The 24,933-nt window shown below is 47.4% G+C and carries 23 protein-coding genes; 15 read left to right on the top strand and 8 right to left on the bottom strand.

Translation table 11 applies throughout. The features are described 5' to 3' along the window. Window positions 1-85 precede the first annotated feature (85 nt). Complete coding sequence (locus HW560_RS32715) at window positions 86-2,086, bottom strand: S9 family peptidase (protein WP_179265627.1); 2,001 nt, start codon at window positions 2,084-2,086, stop codon at window positions 86-88. Between the two features lie 345 nt (window positions 2,087-2,431). Here HW560_RS32715 and HW560_RS32710 point away from each other — a divergent pair, with 345 nt between their 5' ends. From HW560_RS32710 to HW560_RS32685, 6 genes are all read left to right on the top strand, one after another. Then, a complete protein-coding gene (locus tag HW560_RS32710; protein WP_179265626.1) occupies window positions 2,432-3,001 on the top strand; it encodes an STM3941 family protein in 570 nt (189 codons plus the stop codon). A 35-nt stretch (window positions 3,002-3,036) separates the two neighbouring features. Further along, a complete protein-coding gene (locus HW560_RS32705) occupies window positions 3,037-3,903 on the top strand; it encodes an aldo/keto reductase (protein ID WP_179265625.1) in 867 nt (288 codons plus the stop codon). A 448-nt stretch (window positions 3,904-4,351) separates the two neighbouring features. Continuing rightward, complete coding sequence (locus HW560_RS32700) at window positions 4,352-4,762, top strand: GntR family transcriptional regulator (protein ID WP_090893961.1); 411 nt, start codon at window positions 4,352-4,354, stop codon at window positions 4,760-4,762. Next, a complete protein-coding gene (locus HW560_RS32695; protein ID WP_179265624.1) occupies window positions 4,755-5,453 on the top strand; it encodes an ABC transporter ATP-binding protein in 699 nt (232 codons plus the stop codon). Before HW560_RS32700 ends, HW560_RS32695 begins: the two co-directional genes overlap by 8 nt. Continuing rightward, complete coding sequence (locus HW560_RS32690) at window positions 5,450-6,190, top strand: hypothetical protein (RefSeq protein ID WP_090893964.1); 741 nt, start codon at window positions 5,450-5,452, stop codon at window positions 6,188-6,190. Before HW560_RS32695 ends, HW560_RS32690 begins: the two co-directional genes overlap by 4 nt. Window positions 6,191-6,325: 135 nt before the next feature. Then, window positions 6,326-6,823 carry an LURP-one-related/scramblase family protein gene (locus HW560_RS32685; protein WP_090893966.1) on the top strand — a complete coding sequence of 166 codons (498 nt, stop codon included), beginning with the start codon at window positions 6,326-6,328 and terminating at the stop codon, window positions 6,821-6,823. A 128-nt stretch (window positions 6,824-6,951) separates the two neighbouring features. Here HW560_RS32685 and HW560_RS32680 read toward each other — a convergent pair whose 3' ends face one another. Continuing rightward, the gene (locus HW560_RS32680) at window positions 6,952-7,845 is read right to left on the bottom strand and encodes a WYL domain-containing protein (protein WP_179265623.1); all 894 of its coding nucleotides are present in this window, start codon (window positions 7,843-7,845) and stop codon (window positions 6,952-6,954) included. After that, complete coding sequence (locus HW560_RS32675) at window positions 7,793-9,148, bottom strand: helix-turn-helix transcriptional regulator (RefSeq protein WP_090893969.1); 1,356 nt, start codon at window positions 9,146-9,148, stop codon at window positions 7,793-7,795. Before HW560_RS32675 ends, HW560_RS32680 begins: the two co-directional genes overlap by 53 nt. Window positions 9,149-9,622: 474 nt before the next feature. Between HW560_RS32675 and HW560_RS32670 the strand changes: the two genes are divergently transcribed. The 3 genes from HW560_RS32670 to HW560_RS32660 all read left to right on the top strand — a co-directional run bounded on the left by HW560_RS32670 (window position 9,623) and on the right by HW560_RS32660 (window position 12,508). After that, a complete protein-coding gene (locus tag HW560_RS32670; protein WP_179265622.1) occupies window positions 9,623-11,116 on the top strand; it encodes a TROVE domain-containing protein in 1,494 nt (497 codons plus the stop codon). Window positions 11,117-11,142: 26 nt separating this feature from the next. After that, the gene (locus HW560_RS32665; protein ID WP_090893973.1) at window positions 11,143-11,949 is read left to right on the top strand and encodes a nucleotidyltransferase domain-containing protein; all 807 of its coding nucleotides are present in this window, start codon (window positions 11,143-11,145) and stop codon (window positions 11,947-11,949) included. A gap of 307 nt (window positions 11,950-12,256) precedes the next feature. Continuing rightward, complete coding sequence (locus HW560_RS32660; protein ID WP_063567677.1) at window positions 12,257-12,508, top strand: RNA-binding protein; 252 nt, start codon at window positions 12,257-12,259, stop codon at window positions 12,506-12,508. Between the two features lie 192 nt (window positions 12,509-12,700). On the opposite strand, the gene HW560_RS32655 is transcribed toward HW560_RS32660, so the two are convergent. Continuing rightward, the gene (locus HW560_RS32655) at window positions 12,701-13,621 is read right to left on the bottom strand and encodes an AEC family transporter (RefSeq protein WP_063567676.1); all 921 of its coding nucleotides are present in this window, start codon (window positions 13,619-13,621) and stop codon (window positions 12,701-12,703) included. A gap of 243 nt (window positions 13,622-13,864) precedes the next feature. Between HW560_RS32655 and HW560_RS32650 the strand changes: the two genes are divergently transcribed. The 3 genes from HW560_RS32650 (at window position 13,865) to HW560_RS32640 (ending at window position 16,729) form a co-directional block, all read left to right on the top strand. Beyond that, window positions 13,865-14,380 (top strand): mismatch-specific DNA-glycosylase, encoded by a 516-nt coding sequence (locus HW560_RS32650; RefSeq protein ID WP_090893977.1) that lies wholly within the window; start codon window positions 13,865-13,867, stop codon window positions 14,378-14,380. A gap of 200 nt (window positions 14,381-14,580) precedes the next feature. After that, a complete protein-coding gene (locus HW560_RS32645; RefSeq protein WP_090893980.1) occupies window positions 14,581-15,153 on the top strand; it encodes an RNA polymerase sigma factor in 573 nt (190 codons plus the stop codon). Continuing rightward, window positions 15,134-16,729: a DUF4179 domain-containing protein gene (locus tag HW560_RS32640; RefSeq protein WP_179265621.1), complete on the top strand. Its 1,596-nt coding sequence runs from the start codon at window positions 15,134-15,136 to the stop codon at window positions 16,727-16,729. The genes HW560_RS32645 and HW560_RS32640 overlap by 20 nt, the downstream gene beginning before the upstream one ends. A gap of 112 nt (window positions 16,730-16,841) precedes the next feature. On the opposite strand, the gene HW560_RS32635 is transcribed toward HW560_RS32640, so the two are convergent. After that, entirely contained in the window at window positions 16,842-17,900 is a 1,059-nt protein-coding gene (locus tag HW560_RS32635; RefSeq protein WP_090893984.1) for a LacI family DNA-binding transcriptional regulator, read from the bottom strand. Window positions 17,901-18,147: 247 nt separating this feature from the next. On the opposite strand from HW560_RS32635, the gene HW560_RS32630 reads away from it, so the two are divergent. Continuing rightward, window positions 18,148-19,467: a glycoside hydrolase family 125 protein gene (locus HW560_RS32630; protein WP_179265620.1), complete on the top strand. Its 1,320-nt coding sequence runs from the start codon at window positions 18,148-18,150 to the stop codon at window positions 19,465-19,467. A 309-nt stretch (window positions 19,468-19,776) separates the two neighbouring features. Here the strand turns inward: HW560_RS32630 and HW560_RS32625 are convergent, their stop codons facing one another. Both HW560_RS32625 and HW560_RS32620 read right to left on the bottom strand, forming a co-directional pair. Further along, window positions 19,777-20,832 (bottom strand): Gfo/Idh/MocA family protein, encoded by a 1,056-nt coding sequence (locus HW560_RS32625; RefSeq protein ID WP_179265619.1) that lies wholly within the window; start codon window positions 20,830-20,832, stop codon window positions 19,777-19,779. Window positions 20,833-20,907: 75 nt separating this feature from the next. Beyond that, the gene (locus HW560_RS32620) at window positions 20,908-21,795 is read right to left on the bottom strand and encodes a sugar phosphate isomerase/epimerase family protein (RefSeq protein WP_179265618.1); all 888 of its coding nucleotides are present in this window, start codon (window positions 21,793-21,795) and stop codon (window positions 20,908-20,910) included. Window positions 21,796-21,925: 130 nt separating this feature from the next. On the opposite strand from HW560_RS32620, the gene HW560_RS32615 reads away from it, so the two are divergent. Next, a complete protein-coding gene (locus tag HW560_RS32615) occupies window positions 21,926-22,813 on the top strand; it encodes a helix-turn-helix transcriptional regulator (protein WP_179265617.1) in 888 nt (295 codons plus the stop codon). Between the two features lie 123 nt (window positions 22,814-22,936). Here HW560_RS32615 and HW560_RS32610 read toward each other — a convergent pair whose 3' ends face one another. After that, window positions 22,937-23,620, bottom strand: a complete 684-nt coding sequence (locus HW560_RS32610; protein ID WP_090893999.1) for a serine/threonine protein kinase — start codon at window positions 23,618-23,620, stop codon at window positions 22,937-22,939. A 264-nt stretch (window positions 23,621-23,884) separates the two neighbouring features. Here HW560_RS32610 and HW560_RS32605 point away from each other — a divergent pair, with 264 nt between their 5' ends. Further along, a complete protein-coding gene (locus HW560_RS32605) occupies window positions 23,885-24,802 on the top strand; it encodes a PD-(D/E)XK nuclease family protein (protein ID WP_090901870.1) in 918 nt (305 codons plus the stop codon). Window positions 24,803-24,933: the final 131 nt, after the last annotated feature.

Here is a 24,933-nt window from a genome sequence, read left to right as displayed (position 1 = left end):
CAGAATTCTTCTCGCTCAGGCAGACATAGGTAGCAGGAGGAAGAAAATTTACCTTTTATTTCATAAATGTGATCTTATGATGGCGTTATAGATGCTCATTGAACCATCCAGCAATATGCTCCAGACGACGTACCCTTAAGTGAGGGTGACCTCCGCGGGACAGCTCGTGATTGGCTCCCGGGAAACGAACGAACCGAGTGGTCTGTTTGCGCCGCTTCAAGGCAACATAGAGTTGTTCAGCCTGTTCAATCGGACAACGCAGATCCTGCTCACCATGCAAAATCAGCAGTGGCGTGTTGATATTACCTACATATGCAAGCGGGGAGTGTTTCCATAACTTCTCGGTGTCATCCCATGCATTACCGCCAATCTGGTCCTCCGTGAAAAAGAATCCAATATCACTCACCCCGTAGAACGAGAGCCAGTTAGATATGGAACGCTGAGTGACGGCTGCTTTGAAACGGTCGGTATGTCCAACAATCCAGTTGGTCATAAAGCCACCATAGCTGCCGCCAGTGACGCCCAGACGGGACTCGTCGATAAACGAATATTGGGATAACGCATAATCCATGGCTTCCATCAGATCACGATAATCCCCGCCGCCATAGTCACCCCGGCAGGCATTTACGAATTGCTGCCCGTATCCGAGCCCACCTCGCGGGTTGATATACACAACAGCATATCCCTGTGCTGCGAGGATCTGGAACTCATGCATAAACGTAAAGCCATACATCATATGTGGACCGCCATGAATCTCAAGGATGGTTGGGACTTTGACTCCTTCCACCATGCCAGCTGGTTTCAGCATCCAGCCCTGCAGTCGCAGGCCATCAGAGGAATCGAACCAGAAGGTCTCGGGTGTGCTAAGTTGAATCTCTTCAACCAGTTGAGGATTGCTATGGGTCAATTGTATAGGCTCGGCCCCAACTTCATCAGGTTGAGTATATAGAAAGAGATCACCAGGACGAAGTACGTCTGCTACGGCAGCCACAATCTGTCCATTTTCCAGCTCAGCAAACTGATAGAACTCTTTTTCGTCCTGCAAAATGTATTCGGCATGACTGCCGTCCCGTGCAAATCGGGCCATCCGGACACTGCCTTCAATAGTGGCAAGACAGAGAATGGATAAACCATCACGACTGAATACAGGACCTGTATTGGTCAGGTGTGAGCGCATATCACCAACGAGGCTGTGATTGATCTGTACATCCCAATCCTTGCTCAGACATGTGGGTTTGCCGCCCGAGATCGGAAGGGTGTAGAGTTTGACCAGCGTAGCATTTCCATAGGAGCGGTCGCTGGCAAGCAACGCAAAGGACTGTCCATCGGGTGCGTACGTCAGCCGGCCGAAAGAGTATCCTTCCGGAGTCAACTGCTGCACGTCAGATCCGTCAGCCTTGGCACGATACACATGGTTCGTCAGGGTGTAATCGTTATGCTGCTCGCCTTCTTCCGGAAACTGAGCGATCCACGCAATGGACTCTCCGTCCGGCGACCACGCATAGTCCCCAACGTCATAATGGCCTGTCGTTACAGGGATCGCCTCTCCACCTTCGGTTGGAACACGGAAGAGATGGGTTCGGCGACCGTTCCACAGTCCACCGCTGTCAGATTTCATTCGAATTCGATCCACCACAAGTTCTTGCAGCAGTTTTTTATCGATATCTTTAGTTCCATCTTCGTCTTTTTCGCTCGTGTCCACAGATGATTTAACAAGCAAAGTGAGCCCATCTGGTGACCAGAGCAGGGAGCTGACGCCATGTTCTAAATGACTGATTTGCTGTGCTTCTCCACCATCTGAGGCGATCACCCACACTTGTGTTTTGCCTTCGTGCTCTCGTAAAAAAGCAAGCTGTGAACCATCCGGCGACCAAACAGGAGCGTGATCCTGATTTCCGGATGTGAAAGGTCTGTCCTTCTGGTTCTCCAGGTTAAGGAGTCTCAGGTGAGAAGAATAACCGTCTCGTGCTTCGTTTGTTTTCCGGCTTACATATACCAATTGTCCGCCCTGAGGAGACGGAGTTGGATCATTAACCCATGTAATCTGAAAAAGATCCTCCGATGTTATGCCGCGCAGACTCTTCATTGTTTGTCCTCCCACCACAAATCAGATTGTTTTAATTTCCTAACCTTTCCATTTATATTAACGGAAAGCATGAGGCAGGACAACACGATTCTGAACGAACATACTCCTATTTCTTAACAATATCGCCTGTGCCCGAAAGGAATTATTGGAAGCATGACGAATCCTAATGTTTGAATAGTCATGAAATGGACGAAAACCTGTCTGAACATGATGTTTAATGTTAGTTGAATCTGTTTAATGAACAATGCTATTTAAGTATATTTGGTAATCCAGCCCATTTAATGAGCTGTACCTCGTTGATATAGAATATTCTTGTCTCAGTCACCATGAAGGAGGAACATCACTTTGTCCACATCCTATGATCAACAGCACGTGGAATACCCGAGCCGGAAACGAATGGCATGGCTTACAGTGGGGGCGGCACTTTTTGTAGCAGCCGGATTTTTTTTATTGTTTGATGATTCTTCAGCCAAAGGTTCTGCCATTTCTTCGGTTATAGGCGTGTTCTCCATTTTATTTTTTGGGCTTTGTCTCTGCTACAGCCTGGTGAAGATGATTAAGAAGGAACCTTCCTTTGTTGTCGATGAGCATGGGTTTGTGGATTCATCTTCTTACACATCAGGAGGGTTAATTGCCTGGAAAGATGTTGAGAATATTTTTATGTATGAATTCATGGGACAGAAGATGATTGGGGTTAAATTGTGGGACGAGAAAGCATTTCTGGATCGTCAGAATGGGATGAAACGCAAATTAATGACGGTAAACAGCAGCATAGTCGATGCGACGGTAAGCATTGCCCAGAACAGCCTCACATTACCACTGGATCAGTTGTATATCATGATGGTGGAGCGTTGGAAGCGTTCGAATAAAGGGGCGAGTGAAGGTAATAGCTTAGATCGGTTTAATAATGAATAGATAATGAGGACTATTTTCAGATTGGAGGAGTAAAGATGCAACAAGGAAATCAAACGCGTACGATCCAGCTGCCCGATGGGACAACACTGCCTGCAATCGGACAGGGAACATGGTACATGGGTGAGAAACAATCCAGTCGGAGAGAAGAAGTTCAGGCACTGCGTTATGGCATTGAACGTGGAATGACAGTGATAGATACGGCCGAGATGTATGCAGAAGGCGGAGCGGAAGAGGTCACTGGTAAGGCGATAGCAGACTGTCGCGATGATGTATTCCTGGTATCCAAGGTGTATCCTCATCATGCGGATCGGAAGCAGATGATTACTGCTTGTGAGCGCAGCCTTTCGCGTCTGGGTACAGATCGCTTGGATCTGTACCTGCTGCACTGGCGTGGAGGTGTGCCGTTGGAAGAGACGGTTGAAGCTCTGGAACAGTTGAAACAATCAGGCAAAATTCTGCGCTGGGGTGTCTCGAATCTGGATATTGAGGACATGCAGGAGCTCTGGAACATTCCAGCTGGTCAGCATTGTGCAGTGAATCAGGTGCTGTATCATGCAGCTTCTCGTGGTATAGAATACGAGCTTCTTCCCTGGTTGAGGGAACGCCGTATTCCTGTGATGGCGTATTGTCCGCTGGCCCAAGGTGGTAGACTTCGTAAAGAATTACTGGAGCATGCAGTCATTCAGGAGATTGCCAAGGATCGAGGTGTCAGTCCCTCCCAAATTGCGTTATCCTGGGTTATCAGGGATGGAGACATATTGGCGATCCCGAAAGCTGTACAGCTGGAACATGTTGCCGAAAATGCTGCGGCAATGGACGTTGTTTTGACCCAAGATGAAATTGTTCGGTTGAACGAGGCATTCCCTGCACCTAAGGGCAAAGTGCCTTTGGATATCGTATAGAAAACTTCTTGTCAGACCCATAACATCATACAATGAATGTAGTTGGAAGAATCAGGGGATGTCCCATCAGTCATGAATATGACAGAGGACATCCCTTATTCGTGTTATTTTGTTTCAATGAACATCAGACACGCTATTCGCTCCCATCTGCCCAGATCTGAGATCTAACGAATCACAGAGACGTTATTTCATCGATTCGGTCGATTTTGTAGATTTTGGCAACGTGTTATGACGAAATAGCGTTACGGAGGTTCGTTAAATTTTACAAGCGTTGATGATCCGCCTTTTAAGGTGCGGTAGGTTCGTTAGCGCATGGAGCGAGGTTGAATTTTTTATGACAGCCCTTTTTTTTGCATTTGAAGCCATTTTAAATAAATGGGCTTTACAACAACAAATCACTAGTGTACTATGTAACTAACACACAGATACAGAGAGGAGCGAGGACATTGTGAGCATCGAATTTGACAACAACTTGCCAATCTACCTGCAGATTATGCAGTACATCAAAAGACAGATTGTGACCGGTACACTTAAGGCAGGCGATAAAATTCCTTCGGTTCGTGAGCTCGCGGCCGAATTACAGATCAATCCCAATACAGTACAGCGAACATTTCAGGAGTTGGAGCGGGAAGAAGTGGTTGAAACCAAGCGAGGTCTGGGCCGATACGTGACAAGTGAGGAGTCGAAAATTATGACGATCAAAAAAGAGATGGCTGGTGAATTGCTGGAGCGTTTTCTGACAGGAATGCAGGAGCTGGGCATCGAAGAACAGGATATCGTAAATATCGTGGCGGATGCCGTTGCAGAAGGAAAGCAATCACTGCATCGTGATGGAAGAGGAGGAACAGTGAATGAGTAATATTCTTGAGTTGAATCATGTGAGCAAAACGTATGGCGGCAAGAAAGCCCTTCAAGATATCACGCTTGATATTGCACCAGGCCGAATTGTAGGTCTGCTGGGCAGTAACGGTAGCGGTAAAAGTACTTTGATGAAATTGGTTGCAGGGCTTCTGCACCCCAGCAGTGGAGATGTTCGTGTTACGGGAAAAGCGGTAGGCTTGGAAACGAAGTCACTGGTATCCTTTATGCCGGACCGCCCATTAACCGAGAGTTGGATGAAGGTACGGGACGCGATTGCGTATTACCGTGATTTCTACTCTGATTTTGATCAAGAGAAAGCGAGAGAGATGCTTGATTTCATGAAGCTGGGAGAGGGCGAAAAGGTAAGACATCTGTCGAAAGGCATGAATGAACGACTGCAATTAACACTGGCTCTTTCTCGTAAAGCTCGTCTTTATTTGCTCGATGAACCGATTGGCGGGGTAGACCCGGTTGCACGTGGCAAAATTCTGGATGCGATTGTGAAGTTCTATGACGAAGACAGCAGTCTGATCATCTCTACACATCTCGTAACGGATATTGAACGAATTTTTGATGAAGTGATCTTCATCCGTGAAGGGGAATTGGTAATGCGGGAAGAAGTGGAGACACTGCGCCTCAAGTACGGTAAAAGTGTGGATGAAATGTTCAAGGAGGTTTATGCGGAATGATGACACTGCTGAAGTATGACTTTAGAAGGAATTGGAATACATTGTTGGCTGGGCTAGCCGTATTGATTATCGTTCAGATTGGGCTGGCATTGTTTTTTTCTGAAGTAACAGGGAGTCTTGTAGGTGTCATTGCATATGTCGGAGCAGGTGTGGCCATTTATGTGAAAATGATCAAGACATATCGATCCAATATCCGTTCGTTCAACCGCCGTCTTGTGCCGGTAACAGGGCTGTCTCACGTCTTGTCTCCGATCATTTTTGGAACACTCTGCTGGCTGGGCTTAATGGTTGTTGCTGCCATTCACTACTTTATTTACAGTACAACGCATACAGGGATTAACTTTACCAGCTACATGAACGATTCGGGTATTCATCTTTCGGAGATTCTCAATGTGTTGCTGTTTCTCTGGTGGGTGGCTATATTCTGTATCATAATCATCTTTCTCTCCATTTCGATTGGAGGCAGCTTCCGCTTTAAAACAGGACCATGGATTAGTATTGTCGCATTTTTCGTACTAATCAATGTCATTAGCTGGCTGGAGAATATCATCTTCTCGGGTCGCTTTAACACCAATGAATTATTTCATTTCACTGAAGAAAGCACAGCGCTCTCCTTTACGTCCAATCGGATTACATGGTCAGATGGAACATGGGCCAGTATTATTTTTGAAATCATCGTGGCTGTGATTTTGGTTGGTGTTGCCGTATATCTGAATAATAAAAAAGTTGAAGTTTAAGTTAAGATGCTGTCAGCTGCAATTTAGCTGGCAGATTTTTTTATTTGAATAAATTCCCAGTTCTTATACGTAAATAGGGATATATGTCGTTTTGCAATAAGGGAGAAGGTTTATTTCTTGTAAGGGAGGGATTCCATGGAACTCTATTTCAGAGATAATTTCTTTAATGCTGGGTACACCGAGATTATGAACCATGAACAGGAACAGGCAGGTCATCTCGATTTGAAAAGTGCATTTGGTTCATCGCTTGATGTATTCGATAACTCGGGGCTCATCTGCAGTGGTAAATTCCGCATGTTAAGTAACCGTTGGGATGTGACTTCAGCCGATGGAAGGGAATGGGGTGTCTTACGGGCGAGGATCAGCTTCTTCAGTAAAAAGTATGAGTACGATGCAGGACCGCGTGGTGTGTATGATGTCTCCGCTCCGGCGTTTTCACAGGAATATGATATCACCGGGATGGGCGGCAAAATCGTGGCAAGCTTCAAGCGTACAAGTGGCTGGTTCGGTTCCGGCGCGTTTGTGTTAGACAACCAATCAGAACATCTGGATACGTATGAATTGATTGCGGTTGTGATGGGTGTGCATGCAATTAATAAAAGAAGGAATTCGGCTGCCGGTAGTGGCGCGTAAGCTAATCATCAAAAGGGGGTATCCCCTCATCTTCATGACTCGGGATAACCCCTTTGTGTTTTGCGGCAATTGGTTAGCAAGTTATCTGTAAATGATTGGAAATAAAATACATACTTTAGGCAGAATCATTATGCAGAATCACTGCCTTCCTTCTTTACAATAGGTTCCTCTCCGTGGTGGCTCCGCACTCCTCCAGAAGTCCGTTCCGGCTTTGCTTCAGGCTCGGATTCAGCATAACGTGCCAATACTTTGGCCGCTGTCTCAGACATTCGTTCCCGAAGCGCAGCGTTATCTGCAATCCGTACCCGTTTGCCCAGAAAACGCATTTTGGACAGCACATAATCCATCTCATTCCTCGGAATGGTCAATTCAATGCGGTACGTCTGTTGTGCTTCCACAAATTCGACCTGCTTCTCGAAGCAGGAAAAGGCATACAGAATTCGCGATAACTCCTGATTAAACTCAGGCAGCACTTCGATCGTCACGGATGTCTTCCGGTTCTCCGTTAAAATCGCGATTTTGGCAGCATATTGAGAAGCGGTTTCCGGTTGAAGCGGCTGGGCTTCCGCGGTAATAATGCTGTGCAGCTTGGTGGACATCAGTTTGTTGTAGAGTGGAGCATACCAGAGCACGTACCATTCTTTTTTGACCATGGAATATTCGAGCTTGTAGGGGTAACCAAACTGATCCTGGCTGATTCGTCCATTGCGGACACGCCCTGTCAAACGAAACCCCTGATGATGCAAAATCATCTGCCGTAATGGTTTAAGCAGTGGATGAAAGACACTGTTCTCTTCACTTTTGGCTTTTTCGGTCAGGTAATCCTGAAGGTCCAGATCCTGCTCTGCATCCAGCATGTCATGCATTTTGTGCAACGTATCAGGGTGCAGCGCTTCTGGTGCGGCAGGGTGATTCAGCATCATGCGCAGCCAGGCTCTTTCCTGTGAAGTCCAGGTGAACAGTCCGGTTTCATTCAATCTCGTCATCATCTGGTAGTTGAACATCTTCTCGAACAGATTCATAATATTGCGCAATCTCCTTCCATTCCTTAATCATCTCCTGACGCAGCCTCTGTGGAGCGATCACCTCGCAGCTTGAACCAAAACTCCGAAGCCACGGCTTAATCTCGGTGGTACCGTTGACCTGAATTTCATAGAGAAAGGTATGTTCCGTTTCGGGCGTGATCGTTCCCCACTGGCCTTGCAAACGAACCCGATCCAGAATGAAGTTACGCTGGCCGTCCTGAGGATGGAAGAATCGGGCTTGAACCGTCACGGTATTCCCCGTATCCACCAGCCAGCTGTAGCGGCTGATCTCGGCCCACTGTTGTTTCAATTCGAGCATATATCCTTCTTCAATCGAATCCTGTTCCTCCAGCTGTGTAATACCTTCCATCCGGAATTTCACAAAGCCTCGGCGTCCCTGATATCCAATGACATACCAGCGACCATACTGATGGTCATAGACAACTTCAAGCGGTACGATCCGGTTGGGTCGTCCGCCTGCTTCCCGTTCGAAGCGCGGATTCGTATTCTGCGAGCTGTAGCTGGACGGTTTTTTGGGTGAATAATACAGAAACTGGACATACTTTCGCTGACGAATCGCACTAAGCAGAGTGTACAGATGTGCTTCGTCCAGAATGCGTGAATAATAGTGGTATTTATATATAAATGGCTCGGTGGCTTCTTCCTGTGGATAGCTTGTAGCAATGGCTTTTTTGAGACTGTCCCGCAATATATAGCCTTGTACGGACGGAACCTGGGTGTTCGCCATAATATCCACAAAATCATACAACTCCAGCTGTTCTTCCACGGTTAAACCCGTAAGTACGTCCTGCTGCAAAAGGTAACGATAGGGCCTGCCGCCAGGTTCCTTGCGGATCACCCCTACTTCTTCCAGATACTTCAGATCGGAGCGAATGGTCTTTTCGTCAGGTAGCGCCAGTTCCTCTGGCAGATCCGCGCAGCAGGCATCCAGTAACTCCATGGCGGTTAAAGCTTGATCTTGTAAGGTATGCAAAAGGATAGAAAGACGCTGAACTTCAGTCTCTTTCATCGACTTGGCGCGAAAGAGGAAGAGCAGCATGGGCTCAGCAGATTCTCCGTACTGGAAGCGGACGAGATCCGCCATTTCTTTGTTTGGTTCCGAGCCTGAGCGTTGGTCAGCGACGGTCTGCATGATTTCTTTTAATCTGCGTTGGGTTTTATCAAAAGTATGTACGGATATGCCAAGCCGTTCGGCATACTGTTTACGGTTATACGCACCACTTGTCAGGGACAGCATGCGCAGAAATTGAATTTCTTTGTCAAAGCTCTCTTTAGCCATGAACATTCACTCCTTGGTGGCCTGGAGTCAGGCGGATGTAGTGGATGACTATGTTGGCAGAACAATTCTGCATTATATAGAATCATTCGTGATCTTCCCATTTACCGTTATCCCTTCATTGTATCAGGATGAGTGGCTGGTTTCATTTTAAACTTATGGAGGTTGAAAACGATATTTTTATGAGTTATGAAATTGATTCGTCGCCATACTTTCGCCATGTTCGCGTGCAAATGTGTGAGGCATAATAAGGTTGTGAAGCGGGGCAGCAACAAACTCTGCGGATCAAGGTTCCGAGGCGCCAGGGAGGGTTACTTCGACTGTTAATCGACCAGGTCGTTGGTTCGAATCCAATCGCCGCCGTTCATGGCGGTGTAGCTCAGCGGTAGAGCGGGTATTATACCTTCCCACCTTTTTCCTCGGAACATTTTATTATGGAATATCAGTAAATAGACTCACACCGGGAGGTCATGAGTGATGAGCAGAGCGAAACAATTATTCAATCAACCTCAGCCAACGACACGTAATCATGGGGGCTACGGTGCCTATGAGCGTTTGGTGGAGGAACAATATATACAGTTGTTGATGACCAATACATTGAACAATACGTTCTATGCAGATACACAGCAACTGATGGACGATGCGATGGTCAGTCATCAGGAGATGGCTGAGGTCGATGCAGGGTTTATGGCGCGGGCGCTGGTCTATGCTCGTAATGAAGGCTTGATGCGTTTACAGCCTCTGTACGGTCTGGCACTGTTGTCCAAGGTGGAGCCGGATCAGTTTGCGAAGATATTCTCCAAGGTCGTACAGACACCGGCTGACTTGGCCGATTTTCTGACGATTCTAAGAGGAACAGGTCGGGGGCAGGGCGGTCGAGCGGTGAAGCGTCAGGTAAGTCAATTTTTGAACGGCATTACTGAATATTGGGCGATCAAATACAACGGGCGCGGACGTGGATACAGTCTGGGCGATATGATCGCTACAGCACACCCCAAGCCGACAGATATGAAGCAACAAGCCCTGTTCCGTTATTTGCGAGGACATGAGGTGGATCTTGCGGAACTGCCGCAGTTGCAGGCGCTGGAAGAGCTGAAAGCTACCCCAAACCCGGCGAGTCGGATGCATCTGATCGAAAAAGGCAAACTGCCGTATTCGGTGGTCACATCGATCATGCAGCCGACACGTACGGTATGGGAGGCGTTGATGTCCCAGATGCCGACCTTTGCCTTGTTACGTCATCTGAATGCAATGGATCGGGCAGGTGTTTTTGATAAATCGAAAAATATCGATTACGTGACGGGCCGTTTAACGGATGCAGAAGCCCTGCGCAAGTCGCGCATCTTGCCTTTCCGATTTGCCAGTGCGTATGAAATGATCGCAAGAGAAGAGCTGCGATATGCTTTGCGGGAAGCGGTGGAGCTATCGATTGGCAACCTGCCATTGCTGCCGGGAAGAACCGCCATTTTCCTGGATCGCTCCGGTTCAATGCAAGGGGATTATTTGCGGATTGGTTCGGTGCTGGCACTGGCGCTATATAAACAAACACGCGGCAACTCGCTGTTCTGGTTATTCGACCATATGGTTGAGGATGCTCGTCCAAAGATGGATGAAAGCATTCTTTCCCAAGCTCACCGGATTCGTGCACAAGGTGGAACAGACACGGGACGGCCTGTACGAGAGCTTCGGGATATCGGAGAAAAAGTGGATCAGATCATTATGATCACCGATGAACAGCAGAATGAAGGCACCCCGTTATATGCCGAGCTTGAGCGATATCGCCGGATGATGAATCCGGAGCTGAAGGCATTTATTGTGGATATAGCACCTTATCAGCAGGCAATGGTACCGCCACGGGATGGCAAAACCTTTTATATCTACGGTTGGAGTGAAGCGGTATTGACGTATATTGCCGAGACTGTGGCAGGATATGATACACTCGCGAACCGGGTGAGAGAGACAGAGATTTAAATTGGAAAATGTGGAGGCGGCTGACCATGACCTACGTTAATGAAGAAATGAAAGATACGATCAGACAACAGTTGAAGCAGATTGAACAGGAGGAGCAGGTACGGATCATTTATGCCTGTGAATCTGGCAGTCGGGCGTGGGGGTTTCCTTCACAGGATAGCGATTATGATGTGCGTTTTCTTTATGTGAGACCGCTGGAATGGTACTTGTCCATTGAGGATAAAAGGGATGTTATCGAACGCCCGATTAGTGATCAGCTTGATATCAATGGTTGGGATCTGCGTAAGGCTTTGAAGCTGTTTCGCAAATCAAATCCACCGTTACTGGAGTGGCTGCAATCCCCCATTCAGTATGATGAACAGTATAACGTGGCACAGCATATCCGTGCGCTTTCACCGTTGACCTTCTCGCCCAAGTCCTGCATGTATCATTATCTGAATATGGCAAAGGGCAATTTCCGGGATTATTTACAAGGTGAGCGAGTGAGGATTAAAAAATATTTCTATGTTCTTCGTCCATTACTCGCTTGTGGCTGGATTGAACGTTATGATGCGATGCCACCGATGGCATTTGAAGAGCTAGTGCAAGAACTTGTACCTGCGAATACATCGCTGTATACGGAGATTCATGAACTGCTGCGCCGGAAAAAGGCAGGCGAGGAACTTGATCTGGAGCCGCAGCTGCCCGCCATACAGGCTTTTTTGGCTGAGAAGATTGCGCATTATGAACAACTGGCATCCCAACTGGAGAATGAACAGATTATTCAATATGAAGAACTGGATCGGATCTTCCGTTTTGCACTGCAAGAGGTGTGGGCTCCAACCTGCGATTAAAGTACGAGGTCGTGCGTATTTGCACATCTGGAGTCTGAATCGGTGGACCCACGTTTGTAAAAGGATCGATGAAGCATGAGACTTATGATTCCTTTAGGTGCAAGGTAATAGGGCAGGTTTGGTATATCCAAACCTGTTTTTGTTATTTTTTCGTCAAAATATTTCATTCAAGATAATTAAAATTAGGAGTTTTAACGTTAATATAAATAACTAAAGCCCTATATGTTTCCTATCCGTTCTGGGTAATAATTAATAGTAAGCAAGTGGTCATTGGAATCTCACAACGTAACGATAGGGGGTAACCTGTATGGCGTCAATGATTCTGCTGGTGAAACAGACGGAAGACGATGAAAAGGTTATTTATCGATTCGGACCGAATGAGCGGAAGATGGGACTCATTGAAATGAATAAGGTCAAAGAAAGTGTGAAGGAACTGGAGCCTGTTCAGGTGGAGGGTGTCAGTCCGAGTTTTTATTTCAATCGGGCCGCACAGCGACTGGTTCGATGTTTGTTCAGAGAAGGCGGTAAGTTCCCTGAACGAACGACATGTGAATCTTAGTTTTTTTAGGCTGGTAAGTCGTACAATGACTTGATCAGATGGCATATGCAGGCAATAGTAGAGGTCCAAGGCATCCGGCATATGGGTGCATTGGACTTTTTTTAGTTCAACTGTTATATCATCCATCGCCATACAAAAAAAGTTCACTGCTCCTTGGAGGAGAGTGAACTGGACATTTTTTAAAATATTGCATCAGAATGTCTTCGCAAACGAAATCAGTGCGGTAATCGTAATGATGTTAAGCAAAGTTGAGATCAGAACCGTCTGGGCGGCAAAGTCTGGCTCATTATCGTATTCCTCGGCCAGAATGGACGCATTGACTCCGGTAGGCATACCGGATGCGATAATAAGGGCCTGAGCGGCGATACCTTGCAAACCGAGCAGCAGTACAATGGAAATCCCAATAGCTGGACCAATCAGCAAACGCAGAAATGTGCTAATATACACATCAAGACGATACAAGCGGATCGGATATTTTACAATTTGGGCGCCGAGTGTTAGTAGTGCTACAGCGACCATACTTTGCTGCGCGTAAGTCAGCGGCATGGACAGGAAAGTGGGCAGTGGAATATTTCCCATATGAAACAAAATGCCGAGCAACAGCGCATAAGGAACGGGCATTTTTAGAAATCCAATGATTACCGCACGGTAATTGCCTTTGAGCTTCGCACCTTGAATGGAAAGCACACCATAGGTAAACGTCAGCAATGCCTGTAAAGACATGACCAGTGCCTGGATGGAAGAGGCCAGTGGATCACCACGAAATACCAGGGAGTTGATAGGCAGGCCATAATTGCCTGCGTTGTCCAGCATGATGCTATTGTTGAAGGCGGCCTTCATGCCTTTATTCATGCGAAGCGAGCGTGCGAACACAGACCCCACAATATAGAGAATAAGTACATATAAGGCGTAAAAGAGCGTTACAGTTCCGAGCAATTCCCCTGACATATCGGAGTGATACATGCTCATAAAGACGGCTGCGGGGGTAATACAATAGAAATTGATTTTGGCAAGGGTGTACAAGTCCAACTTGAACACCTTTTGCATCCAGGACCCGACGGCAATCAGGAGAAAGACGGGCAGGACGACTTCAAGCATGATGTCTGCAATCATCAGTTCAGCTTCCTTTTTCATGAAAATTTCAGTCCGATTTCGAAAATACTTCAACCATTATATCATTTTATAGACGAGCATTTTGCAAAAATCCAAAGAGTGACTTTCAATCAGCAAGATATAGATCGAAATGGTTCTATTCGTCAATATCTTGTACCCGAGAACGATTAGAATCGAATTATGCAAAATGCTGACACAGATCAAAGATGTAATTGACTAAAAAAGATAAGGGGGCTCTTCATTATGATTCCAGATCATCTGGATTATGGTTTATCAATCTTATTTATTGGATTCAATCCGAGCATTACGTCTGGAGAGACGGGTCATCATTATGCTTATAAAGGAAACCGTTTCTGGCGCATTCTTGAACGTTCCGGATTGACACCTCGTTTATATGATGCACAAGAGGATGGGGAGTTGCTGAAGCTGGGGTACGGATTTACGAATATTGTTGCCCGGCCAACAAAAGGTATGGACGATATTACAAAGGAAGAATATGCAGAGGGACGGCAGATTTTACGGCAAAAGCTGGAGGAATACCGACCAGACATCGCCTGTTTTGTTGGGAAAGGGGTATACACCCAGTACAGTCAGCGTGCCAAAGCAGAATGGGGATTTCAGGACGACCCGGTCGTCAAGGAAATTCATGAGTTTGTTGCCCCGTCATCCAGTGGACTCGTGCGTATGTCGATGGATGAGATCGTAGCGATCTATTCACAGCTTAGTGATTTTGTCTCCGAGAAAAGCAGAGAGGACTGATAAACGAAGCAAAAAAGAAAACTCCACATGGCAGCAAGTGCAGCAGTAACAATGAACCTTCAATGGTTGCAGAGTTCGGCTATCCGGTTTACACCGGGTGGCGCGAATTCTTTTTTTTGGATAAAGTGAGAGGTTTCAGGAAGTGCTTCCGTCTAAATAGTACAGAACCATGCATGGAAGCTGTAGAGAAGGGGGATTACATGACTCAACAGATACCAGAGGAGGAGCTCATTCAGCGTATTATTGCGGGGGACAAACAGTTATTTGCTGTGCTCGTGGATCGATATAAAAATAAAGTCTTCGGCATTTTGCGCGGAATGGGTGCGAGTCATCAGGATGCACAGGATCTCGCTCAGGATACGTTTCTCCGGATGTACCGCTATCTTCCGACACGAAGGGAAGGAAGCAGTTTCTCGTCTTGGGTATACACCATCGCTGTGAATCGGATGCGGGATTTTATGCGGCAACAGAAACCTGTGATGACCGCTGTTCATACGGGTTTGGAACAAACCAGTGGTGAAACGCCAGAGAAACATGTACTGCATAAGGAGATGCAGCGTGAAATCTATCGCCAGATGGACCAACTGCCAGAATCGTATCGGCTTGTGCTGCTTCTTAAATATACGAATGAGCTGAGCTATGAAGAGATTGCAGATATCACGGACATGAGTCCGACGCAAGTGCGTAATGCACTTTATCGAGGGAAGAAAACGTTGAAGAAACAAATGGAGCGCAAAGGAGGTTTATCGACGTATGAAGCCTATTCCAAATGATGAGGATCGATTGTGGGAACAGCATTTATTCCGTGAAGAACCGGATGCGGACTTTACGCTTGAGGTGATGCGGAAGCTGGAAGGGGTGTCCATGGAGAGCGCAGAAGACGTGGATCCATTCACGAAAAAGGCTTCCAAGTCCCATTGGATGCGCCGTACGGGAATCACAGCGGCGGCAGTTGTAATCCTTGTGGGAGGGGCCTGGTTTGCTTTTGATCACACAGCAAAATCGACGCAACCAACGGTAAATGCTGTAAATAACCCGCCTTTGCCTAACATACCTGTTCCAGAAGAACTCAAGTATTCCTATTTTGCCGATGATTACAAACGTTTGAAGCCGCTCGGTCTCGTAGTTAATCCCAACATCCAAATCGAGGATAAGGGCTACACGCTTAAGATTGAAGATGTGTTGGTGGATCGTTCTCAAATCGTGATCACAATGAAACAAACAACACCTGATGGGCTAGGGCTTTTTGCGATATCTCCAGAGGCGGGGAGAATTCATATTACGGACGATCAGGGGCAGCAGGTTGCAACTCTCGCCCGGGATACCAGAACAAGCGGTTCGGCAGCTGAACGATTTATATTCCAGTTGCATGATGATATCCCGGATCAGGTGATCGTGCGTGGAGAACTTGGGCATCTAAAAGTAGGCAGCTATTATAATTTTGAGACAAAATCATACGAAGATAAAAATGCTGTTATAGATTGGAGCTTTCAATTCAACATCGATATGACCAAAGCCAAATCACTGGCTGTTGAGGCTCCCATGAACAATACCTACACCACTCCTGAGGGCATGAAACTGGATATGACACAGCTTGTACGTACGCCAAACGGGACCCGTCTTGACATGAACATCAGTCTGGATGATCAACTGCGTGCCAAAGTCGGAGAGAATTGGGCGAATGATATGGACTTAATGTATCACCTCGAAATTCCTGAAACGAATGAGTATCGAATATTCAACGGGAGCAGACCAGATGCCCGTCAAGCCAAGTTCCGGCTCCGAGATTTGAGTGGATTAATGGATGGCGGTCCATTGAAGTTATCGGAGACATGGGACCCTGCTTTTGTTACGGTGGATGCGAAGAAGATTCGCTTTATTCTGGAAGGCTACACCATCCCAGTGTGGGAGGAGAAGTCCGTGGAAGTGGATCTGGAAAAGATGCGTAAGGATGCTGAAATTTACACCTACGTATTGCAATTTGAACAATATGGAGATGAAATTTTATTTTCTGACTTCAATTACAAACCGGTGTGGGAATCCTATGACAAAAACTACTCACTAGTCCTGGAGGGAATAGGAACGTTCCGAAATGCTTTTAATGGCGATCGCTGGGTGGCCGTAGATTCGGAAGGAAAAGAGTATCCTGTTCAAGTAATCGGTTATCCAGACCAGCCTAATAATGACGGAGAATACGTTGCAGACAATCTGAAATTGGTCATCCGTGGTTTTTACAAAGAAGATGGAACGAAATTAACCTTAAAACGAACCGTAGTTAATCGTGAGTATCGAGACGTGAATTGGGAAGTAGATCTTCCGTCGTACACCAGTCTGCCTTGGCAGAAATAACAGTTATGAATGCCAAGAACGGAATGGAATAAGCTTGGATGAATAACAAGATAGTGATGAAAGGCCCCGCATAATAACATGCGAGGCCTTTTTGGTATTCAATAAATTAAAGTTACGCCGATTCCCGTGGAATAAGGGACGTGGATAACATGACCGTTTCCTTCGGTGTGCCTGGACGTTCAATCCGGCGCTGTAAAGCTTCGATCGCACGCTGACCGAGTTCCTCTTTGCATAGGTTGACTGTGGTCAGAGGCGGGGACGATGTAGCAGCAGCATGCACATTGTCGATACCGATGACAAGGCAATCCTCAGGTGTGGAGAATCCCATTTCCTGCAGTTTATTCATCCACTGCAAGGCGATATCATCATTGACGCCAATCCAGGCATCGGGCCGTTCGTCGGCGGGCATGTTTTTGATTGTGGCAGCCAATTGGTCGATCCATTCGCCGTTCTCATAAGGAATATTCCATTCTCTGAACGTGATCAACCGACTGCTGTCTGTGTGAAAATGGTTCAAGGCCAGTTCGATGCCGATCTTCCGCTGTGCAAAGCTGGCAGCTCGGCCATCATCCGTAATCAGACCGATGCGACGGCACTGCATCGACATTAAATATCTCGCCACAGTTATGCCTGCTTCCAGGTTATCATGGCTGATGGTATCACAGTTCAACAGTGGCTCCTGATGATCCACGAGTACAATGGGACGACCTGTCTGAGCCAGTCGTTGCAGGACAGCATGGGGGAAAGCGCCCATAACGATGACCCCGGCACAACGTTCCCAATCCAAGTGAGGAGCGATTGCCCGTTCTGGAGGTGTGTGTTCATCAGCAACTCCCAGAGAGGGAGATACAATGGCATGATGCCATCCTCTTTCATTACAGGCAGAGATCATGCCGGAGAGGACGCGCTGCCAATAGTGAGGCTCACCCCGGTTGAGCTGATTCATGCAGATGAGAGCAAATGGGGGCTCGGATTGTTCTGCGTGGGTAGCTGTTGGAACAGTACTGCTTCCTGGGGTGCTTTGGCGATATCCCAAGGCACGGGCTAATTCAAGCACACGGGCGCGAGTCGCTTCGCTGACGCCTGTCTTGCCGCTGAGTGCACGGGAGACGGCATATTTGGATAATCCAAGCTGGTCGGCCAGCGACTGGATAGATACTTTACGTGACATTTCATTACTCCTTCATATGTAAACAATTTGCATAAAACCAACGAGCCATTTCAATCTACAACATATGATCCAATTTATTTTTTAATATACCATCCGTTATGAATTGACGATCATCTTCCGGCAAAGTACACTTACAAATAATAATGTTATTATAATTTATCATAACGAAAATAACAATGCGACACAATTCATTGAATGAAACGATGCAAACAAATATGGAAACTTCAATTCAAAGGAGACGACATCCATGGAACAGTTCAGATTACCGAAAATCCCCATGCCGCATCTGGAATTACCGCAAGCTGTGCAGAACATTCTTACCGAGGCCGAGGAACGGCTGCAACATAGACCAAGATTGCTGGCACAGTTCCGTAACTGTTTTCCCAACACGCTGGAAACGACGACAAAGCTATTGGATGATGGGACAACCTTTGTTATTACAGGGGATATCCCGGCAATGTGGCTGCGTGATTCGGTGGAGCAGGTGATGCACTACGTTCCGCTCGCGAAGGAAGACGAACAGTTGCAACGGATTATTGGGGGGCTGATCAAACGGCATACGTTCTATGCGGACATTGATATCTATGCCAATGCGTTCAACGAAACGGCTAATGGATGGCATTGGGATGCGAATGATGAGACAGAAATGTCGCCGTGGGTGTGGGAACGCAAGTTTGAGCTGGATTCACTCTGTTTCTCTATGCGGCTCGCCTATGCGTATTGGCGTGAGACGGAATTGACGGATATATTTGACGAGCGTTTCAAGAGGGTGATGGAAAGCATAGTCAGTCTGTGGAAAACGGAGCAGCGCCATGGTGAGCAGTCGCCATATCGATTCATGCGGCGGAATTGCCCGGCCCATGATACGCTCCGTAACGAAGGATTGGGGATGCCGCTAAACTATACCGGTATGATCTGGTCCGGCTTCCGCCCTAGTGATGATGCATGTGATTTTCATTATAATATCCCGGCAAATATGTTTGCAGCGGTGACATTGCGCCAAATGGGGGAAATTGCAAGGTGGGTATTCAGGGATGAGAAGCTTGTCAGCGTGATGGCCCAATTGGAAGAAGAAATACGACATGGTATTTCCTTATACGGTATTTACCGTCACCCCGAATATGGGCAGATCTATGCCTATGAGACGGACGGTTACGGCAACTTTTGCTTAATGGATGATGCAGGTACCCCGGGACTTATGTCTATTCCATACTTGGAGTATGCTTCCACCGAGAACATCGTGTACCAGAATACACGCCGCTTTATTTTGAGCAAGGAAAATCCGTTTTATTATGAAGGACAAGCAGCCAAAGGCATCGGCAGCCCTCATACTCCTCCCGGATACATCTGGCACATGGCGTTGTCCATGCAGGGTCTGACCGCAGACAATGATAAGGAAATGCTGGAGATGATCGATCTGCTGGAGAACACGGATGCAGGCACTGGGTACATGCATGAAGGTTTTCATTCGGATGATCCAAACACGTTCACAAGGCCCTGGTTTGCTTGGTCCAACAGCCTGTTCTCGCAGCTTGTGTACAAAGCAATGAAAAAAGGAATTCTATAAAAGATACATGTAAAAAAAGCTTGCTTACTCCTCGTAAAGCGGCCGTTTCGGTTACGAATCGTTCTTTCGATCGCTGTTATCCCCGGATTTCCTGATCGCCTTTTGTAAAGTCGAAATCCGGGGATAAAGGCGAGCACTTCGTTTCTTCAGAATCGATTTCGTTCCCTCCACTACTTCGCGTTTTATCAGAAACTTTTTTTGTACCTTGTATAGGAAAAGGAAGTAGGTAAGAAACAATAAAGCCCAAACTGCAAAAGATTCGCAGTTTGGGCTTGGTTTATGAGGAAGGCTATGTTACTCACGGCTTCGCTATACAGTCTTCAGCAGATCGGCGATGAACACCTTTTGACCTGTGCGGGCACTTTCGAGGGACGCAAGGACCATGGCCATGCTGAACTGGTTGTCACTGCAATCGGTCTCAGGCAGTTGTCCGGACTCCAGCGCTGCAAACATGTCTTCGAGGCAGCCGTGATGTCCTGTTTTCTCCATGACGGGCTGTTGTCCCTCAATTCGCTCACACGGTTGGAAAAAGGACGGTTTGCCTTCCGCATCCAGATGCTGCGCCGAGACAACTTCAGCATAAATGTCATCATGTCCGTCCCAGATGGCGGTTCCTTTTTCTCCGGTTACGCGCCAGGATGCTTCCCATGAAGTAGGCACACCTTCTGTGCACCAGGACCCGCGATAGTTAAACACGGAGCCATCGGACATTTCAAAGATGCACAATGCCATCGCATTGCCTTGATACCACGACCCTGGAGGATTGAATTCGTGACAGTACACTGAAACCGGGTTGGCACCGAGAATATATCGTGCCTGGTCGAAGGTGTGAATCGCCATATCCAGCAGCAGTGGACTATCCATCAGGTCACGGAATCCTCCAAAATGAGGTCCGAGGAAGAAATCTGCCCCAGCAAAACCGACCTGACCAATCGTTCCGTCGAAAATCAACTGCCGATAAGCGCGAATGCGTGGATCGAAACGACGATTTTGCATCACAGCCTGAATATTGCCCGTACGGTGTGCCGTCTGAACAATATCTTCACAGTCAGAGAAGGATTCCGCCAGAGGTTTTTCGCCAAATACATGACATCCTTGTTGTAACGCCGTCATGGCAATGCCGTGATGGCTCGCTGGAATGGTGACATCAAATACGATGTTGGCATCTGTTGCTTGAATGGCCTCACTGATATCCGTAAACGTGGGACAGGAAAGGCCATGACGTGCAGCGAGTGCAACGGCGGTATGTTCATACAGATCGACAAGCCCCACAATTTCCGTGTCCGGCCTTTGCATGGCGTAATCCACCCAGGTGTTGGACATGGCCCCACAGCCTGCCACAACTACCCGATAAGGATGACTCATCCTATCATCTCCTTATGCTTTTCATTTTCTATGCTCGTGCAATGGACATCATGCCACTCCATGTTAATCCCGTTTCTATACCGGATTGGGAACAAAATTTCCACCGCGACATTGTTTTAAATAGTTTAGTGCGTGCACCTGTCCGGTCATTTCGAGTTCATCTTTGTAGACAGGATCGTGCCAGCCTTCAATATCAATCGTCCCCTGATACCCGTTTTGGCGCAGAATCGTAATGATGTCAGACCAGTTGGTATCCCCGAAGCCTGGCGTACGGTGCCAGACGAATTCACGTGGGCCGTGCACGCCATATTCTTTGACGATGTCCCAGGCAATGGTGGCATCTTTGCCGTGCACATGGAACACTTTAGGCGCCCACTTGCGCAGCTGCGGAATCGGGTCGATCAGGCTGGACATTTGATGGCATGGCTCCCATTCCAATCCGATGTTTTCATCGGGAACTGCATCGAACATCATCTCCCAGGCGGTTGGATTATGAGCAATGTTCCAATCCCCCATCTGCCATGTACCACCCATATCACAGTTTTCAAATGCAATGCGTACACCCCGGTCTGCAGCCCGGCGTGCCAGTTCTCCAAACACTTCTTTGAATCGCGGGATGGATTGGTCAATCGGTTGATCGGTCAGTCGTCCGGTGAACCCGGAGACGATATCCGCTCCGAAGAGCTGGGCATGGTCAATTACCCGTTCCCAACTGGCTAGTGTATCGGCATTATCCCCGGCTCCGGTGAGCGGATTGCCAAACACACTTACTGCAGAGATGACAATTCCCTGTTCATCCACGATTTCACGGACACGTTTGGCTGTCTCGGCGAGGTTCAGATCACCAGTTGTTTGCCAGAAGGTCAGATTGAATGATTCGAAGCCATGTTTCATAATCTGTGGAATGACGCGGACTGCGTCGTGTCCACCTACAAGGGTGCCTATGCGTAACGGATTATTCATGGTTGTATTTCACTCCAATATTGGCTTATAGTACTTCGTGACACACTCATTATAGCCGGGCATCTGCCGGATGGCTCTATACAATCTTGTGCAATATTAGTCTGATCTTGTGGGGAAAGGAGGAGACAGCGTGCTGGATCTGAAAGCGCTTCACGAAAATACCCGCATTGACCATAAATCGCATCCATTTCAGCTGTTCCAGAATCGTTGTTGGGGGATGAAAACGGAAGAATGCATTCTGTACTTGCACTGGCATGAACACTTTGAACTGATTTTTATGCGGAAGGGTAGTGCCCTGTTTCATATCGACAGCAGGCCGTACGTAGCTCAAGCAGGTGAGGTCATTATTATTCCTGGTGGGGCGCTGCATGTCGGGTATGCTCTGGAGGAAGGGGATATCCACTATGATTCGGTTGTGCTCAACAGTGCATTATTTCATGATTTTACCCATGACCCCGTTCACTTGAAATATGTTGCTCCCTATCTGGAAGGGAAGGTAAGGTTCCCGGTAAAACCGGCGGAGCACGACATAGCTTGCCAAGGCTATTACTCCCTGTTGGATGAAGCTATCGAGGAGATGGCCTCACAGCCGCTGGCCTATCAATTGGTTGTGAAATCCAAGTTGCATGCCTTGTTCACTCTGCTTGCCCGCACATTTATGCCACACCATCTCCCAGATAAAACAACGGAATCGTATTTTCCCAATCGGGAACGATTCAAGCTTTTGATTGAGCAGATTGAAGCGGAGCCAACAGGGAAAATGTCCGTTACCGAGGCAGCCGGGCAGGTAGGGCTGAACACGTATCATTTTTGCAAAATGTTCAAAAAACTGACTGGACGCACCTTTGTGGAATATGTGAACGGGTGCCGAATGACGAAAGCCGAACAGCTGCTGCAGGAGAGCAGCCTGACCATTACCGAGATCGCTGCCCAGGTTGGCTGTGATAATGCTAACTATTTTACGAAGCTGTATAAACAATACAAAGGGATGACACCCTCGCAGGGGCGATTAAAATAGGAAGGCCTTGCGTCAACATGGTACAAACAAACAAAAATCCGGATCACCGCCAGAGATGCGCGAGTAATCCGGATTATTTTATCAATATCAGATATCAGAAACGTATTCTGTTTATGAAGATGTTTATTTCATGAATTTTGAGAATAATCGATTAGCCTTTTTGGAGAGGTCGTCCAATTTGATATTGGCCTGATCCAGTTGATTGTAACCCCATTTGATCGTTTGCAGCATGCGTGGGGAAATGGGTGTGCCTTTGATCCGTGGATAAATGTTGTGATAGGCCCAGACGAGATGCTCCCAGCGATTATCGTTGCCGTCCTGAATATACTCCGAGACGTCGATGACTTTACCGCGTCCATTCTGAAGAATGACATTTTTCAGATGAATATCTCGTGGATTCAGGCCGCGGCTGCGTACTGCCTCGCGCGCTTCGTCCACATCGAGCATGACCTGCTCGGGGACCGGGATTCCTTTTTCCAGACATTCGAGCAAGGTATCTCCCGCTTCAAAACTGATCACAAGAATATTCCGGCCGCTGCCGTAATAGGTGGGGAAATAGGGCAGGCCTTGGAGCTGCTCATATACCTGTTTTTCATTTTCAAGTTTGTCCAGGGCATGATCTGAGTACATCTTGAAGGCATACTGCGGCAATCCGTCATACGTAAATACCGCCGCATCCGTTCCTGTGCCGATACAATTTAATCCTTCTACATGGCCAATGATGTTCACGAGCTCATTCCGGTCGCTTCCGATGACTTGGATTTGTTGTAATGCTTCTTCCGCCTGGAACCAATCCGGTCGATTCATGGGTGGTGCCTCCTTTTAGGATATGCCTGTACAATTCATCTGTCTAACTGCAAAATCCTGTACTCTTTTAGTATAGTATACGTTCAACTCTGTAATTTCATCTTTTGGTGATGTTACTATATAAACGTTACGCATCGAATCGGAAACGGTTGCGGATAGAAGAAAATTACGGAAGGGTGCTTGCGGCGTTTTTGCCCTTTCCTATATACTGTGAGCATTAAGGGATCTCATGCAGATCCGGCATACAGAAAGGCAGAATATCTTATGGCACAATACCCGCAGTGGTCTTATTCGCAGTCGCGGGCGAGTATGTTCGATGAGTGCCTGCGCAAATATTATTATCATTATTATGGAGCACATAACGGCTGGAAGGCAGAGTCAGCCGATGAGATGCAGGTACGTCTGTATCGGTTGAAGCAGCTCAGTAATCTATACCTCGTATTTGGTGACCTCGCGCATCGGATGTGTGAATCAGCGGTACGCAGCAGGGAAGAAGGCAAGGATAAACCGCGTGAGCACTTTCTGGAACAGACCATGCGCAAGCTGCTGAATCAGGCGTATGTGGAATCGATGGATCAGGATCAGTGGCGGCTCGACCCCAAGAACCGGGTGATGTTGTCCGAGATGTATTACGGGGATGACACGTTGAATGACCGGATTGCCACGATCAAAGAACGGGCCTCGGCCTGTGTCGGCAATCTGTACCAGACGCTTACATGGGAGGACCTGTCCCGTGCGAGTACGGATATTTTGGAGATTGAGAAATGGGATACGATGATGCTGCACGATACGCGTGTATATGTGAAGATGGACTTGTTATATCGCCGCAGCAACGGCAACATCGTCATTGTGGACTGGAAGACGGGTAAGGAGGATGACTTCTCGGATCAGTTGATGCTGTACGCATCCTATGTGAGGGAGCATTACCGGGTTCCGCTGGAGCAGATTGAGCTGCGGGTGGAGTACCTGTTAACCGGGACACACCGAGAGTTTACGGCAACGGAAGAGGATATTCTGAAGGTGGAGGAGAACGTGGGGCGGTATATTGCGGAGATGCGCTCCTGTGTGGATGATGAGTATTACAACCGTCCCAAGGACGTTTCGTATTTCACGCCCATGCCTTCGCGCCGCGCTTGCCGGGACTGTAATTTCCGTGAGGTATGCAGCGAACGTGTAGTATAGAGCGCCACCCGAAGCATCTTCAGATCTCATTCCTATTTCATGTGAAAATAAAACAAGAAGCGCCAGCCTGGACAGGATCTGCCCGGACTGGCGCTTCTATTCCGTTCCACATGCCAGCGGCAAGGCGCCGG

Source organism: Paenibacillus sp. E222 (genome assembly GCF_013401555.1).
GTDB lineage: Bacteria > Bacillota > Bacilli > Paenibacillales > Paenibacillaceae > Paenibacillus.
The sequence above is the reverse complement of the archived record's forward strand: the minus strand, read 5'-3'. Positions and strand labels throughout refer to the sequence as shown.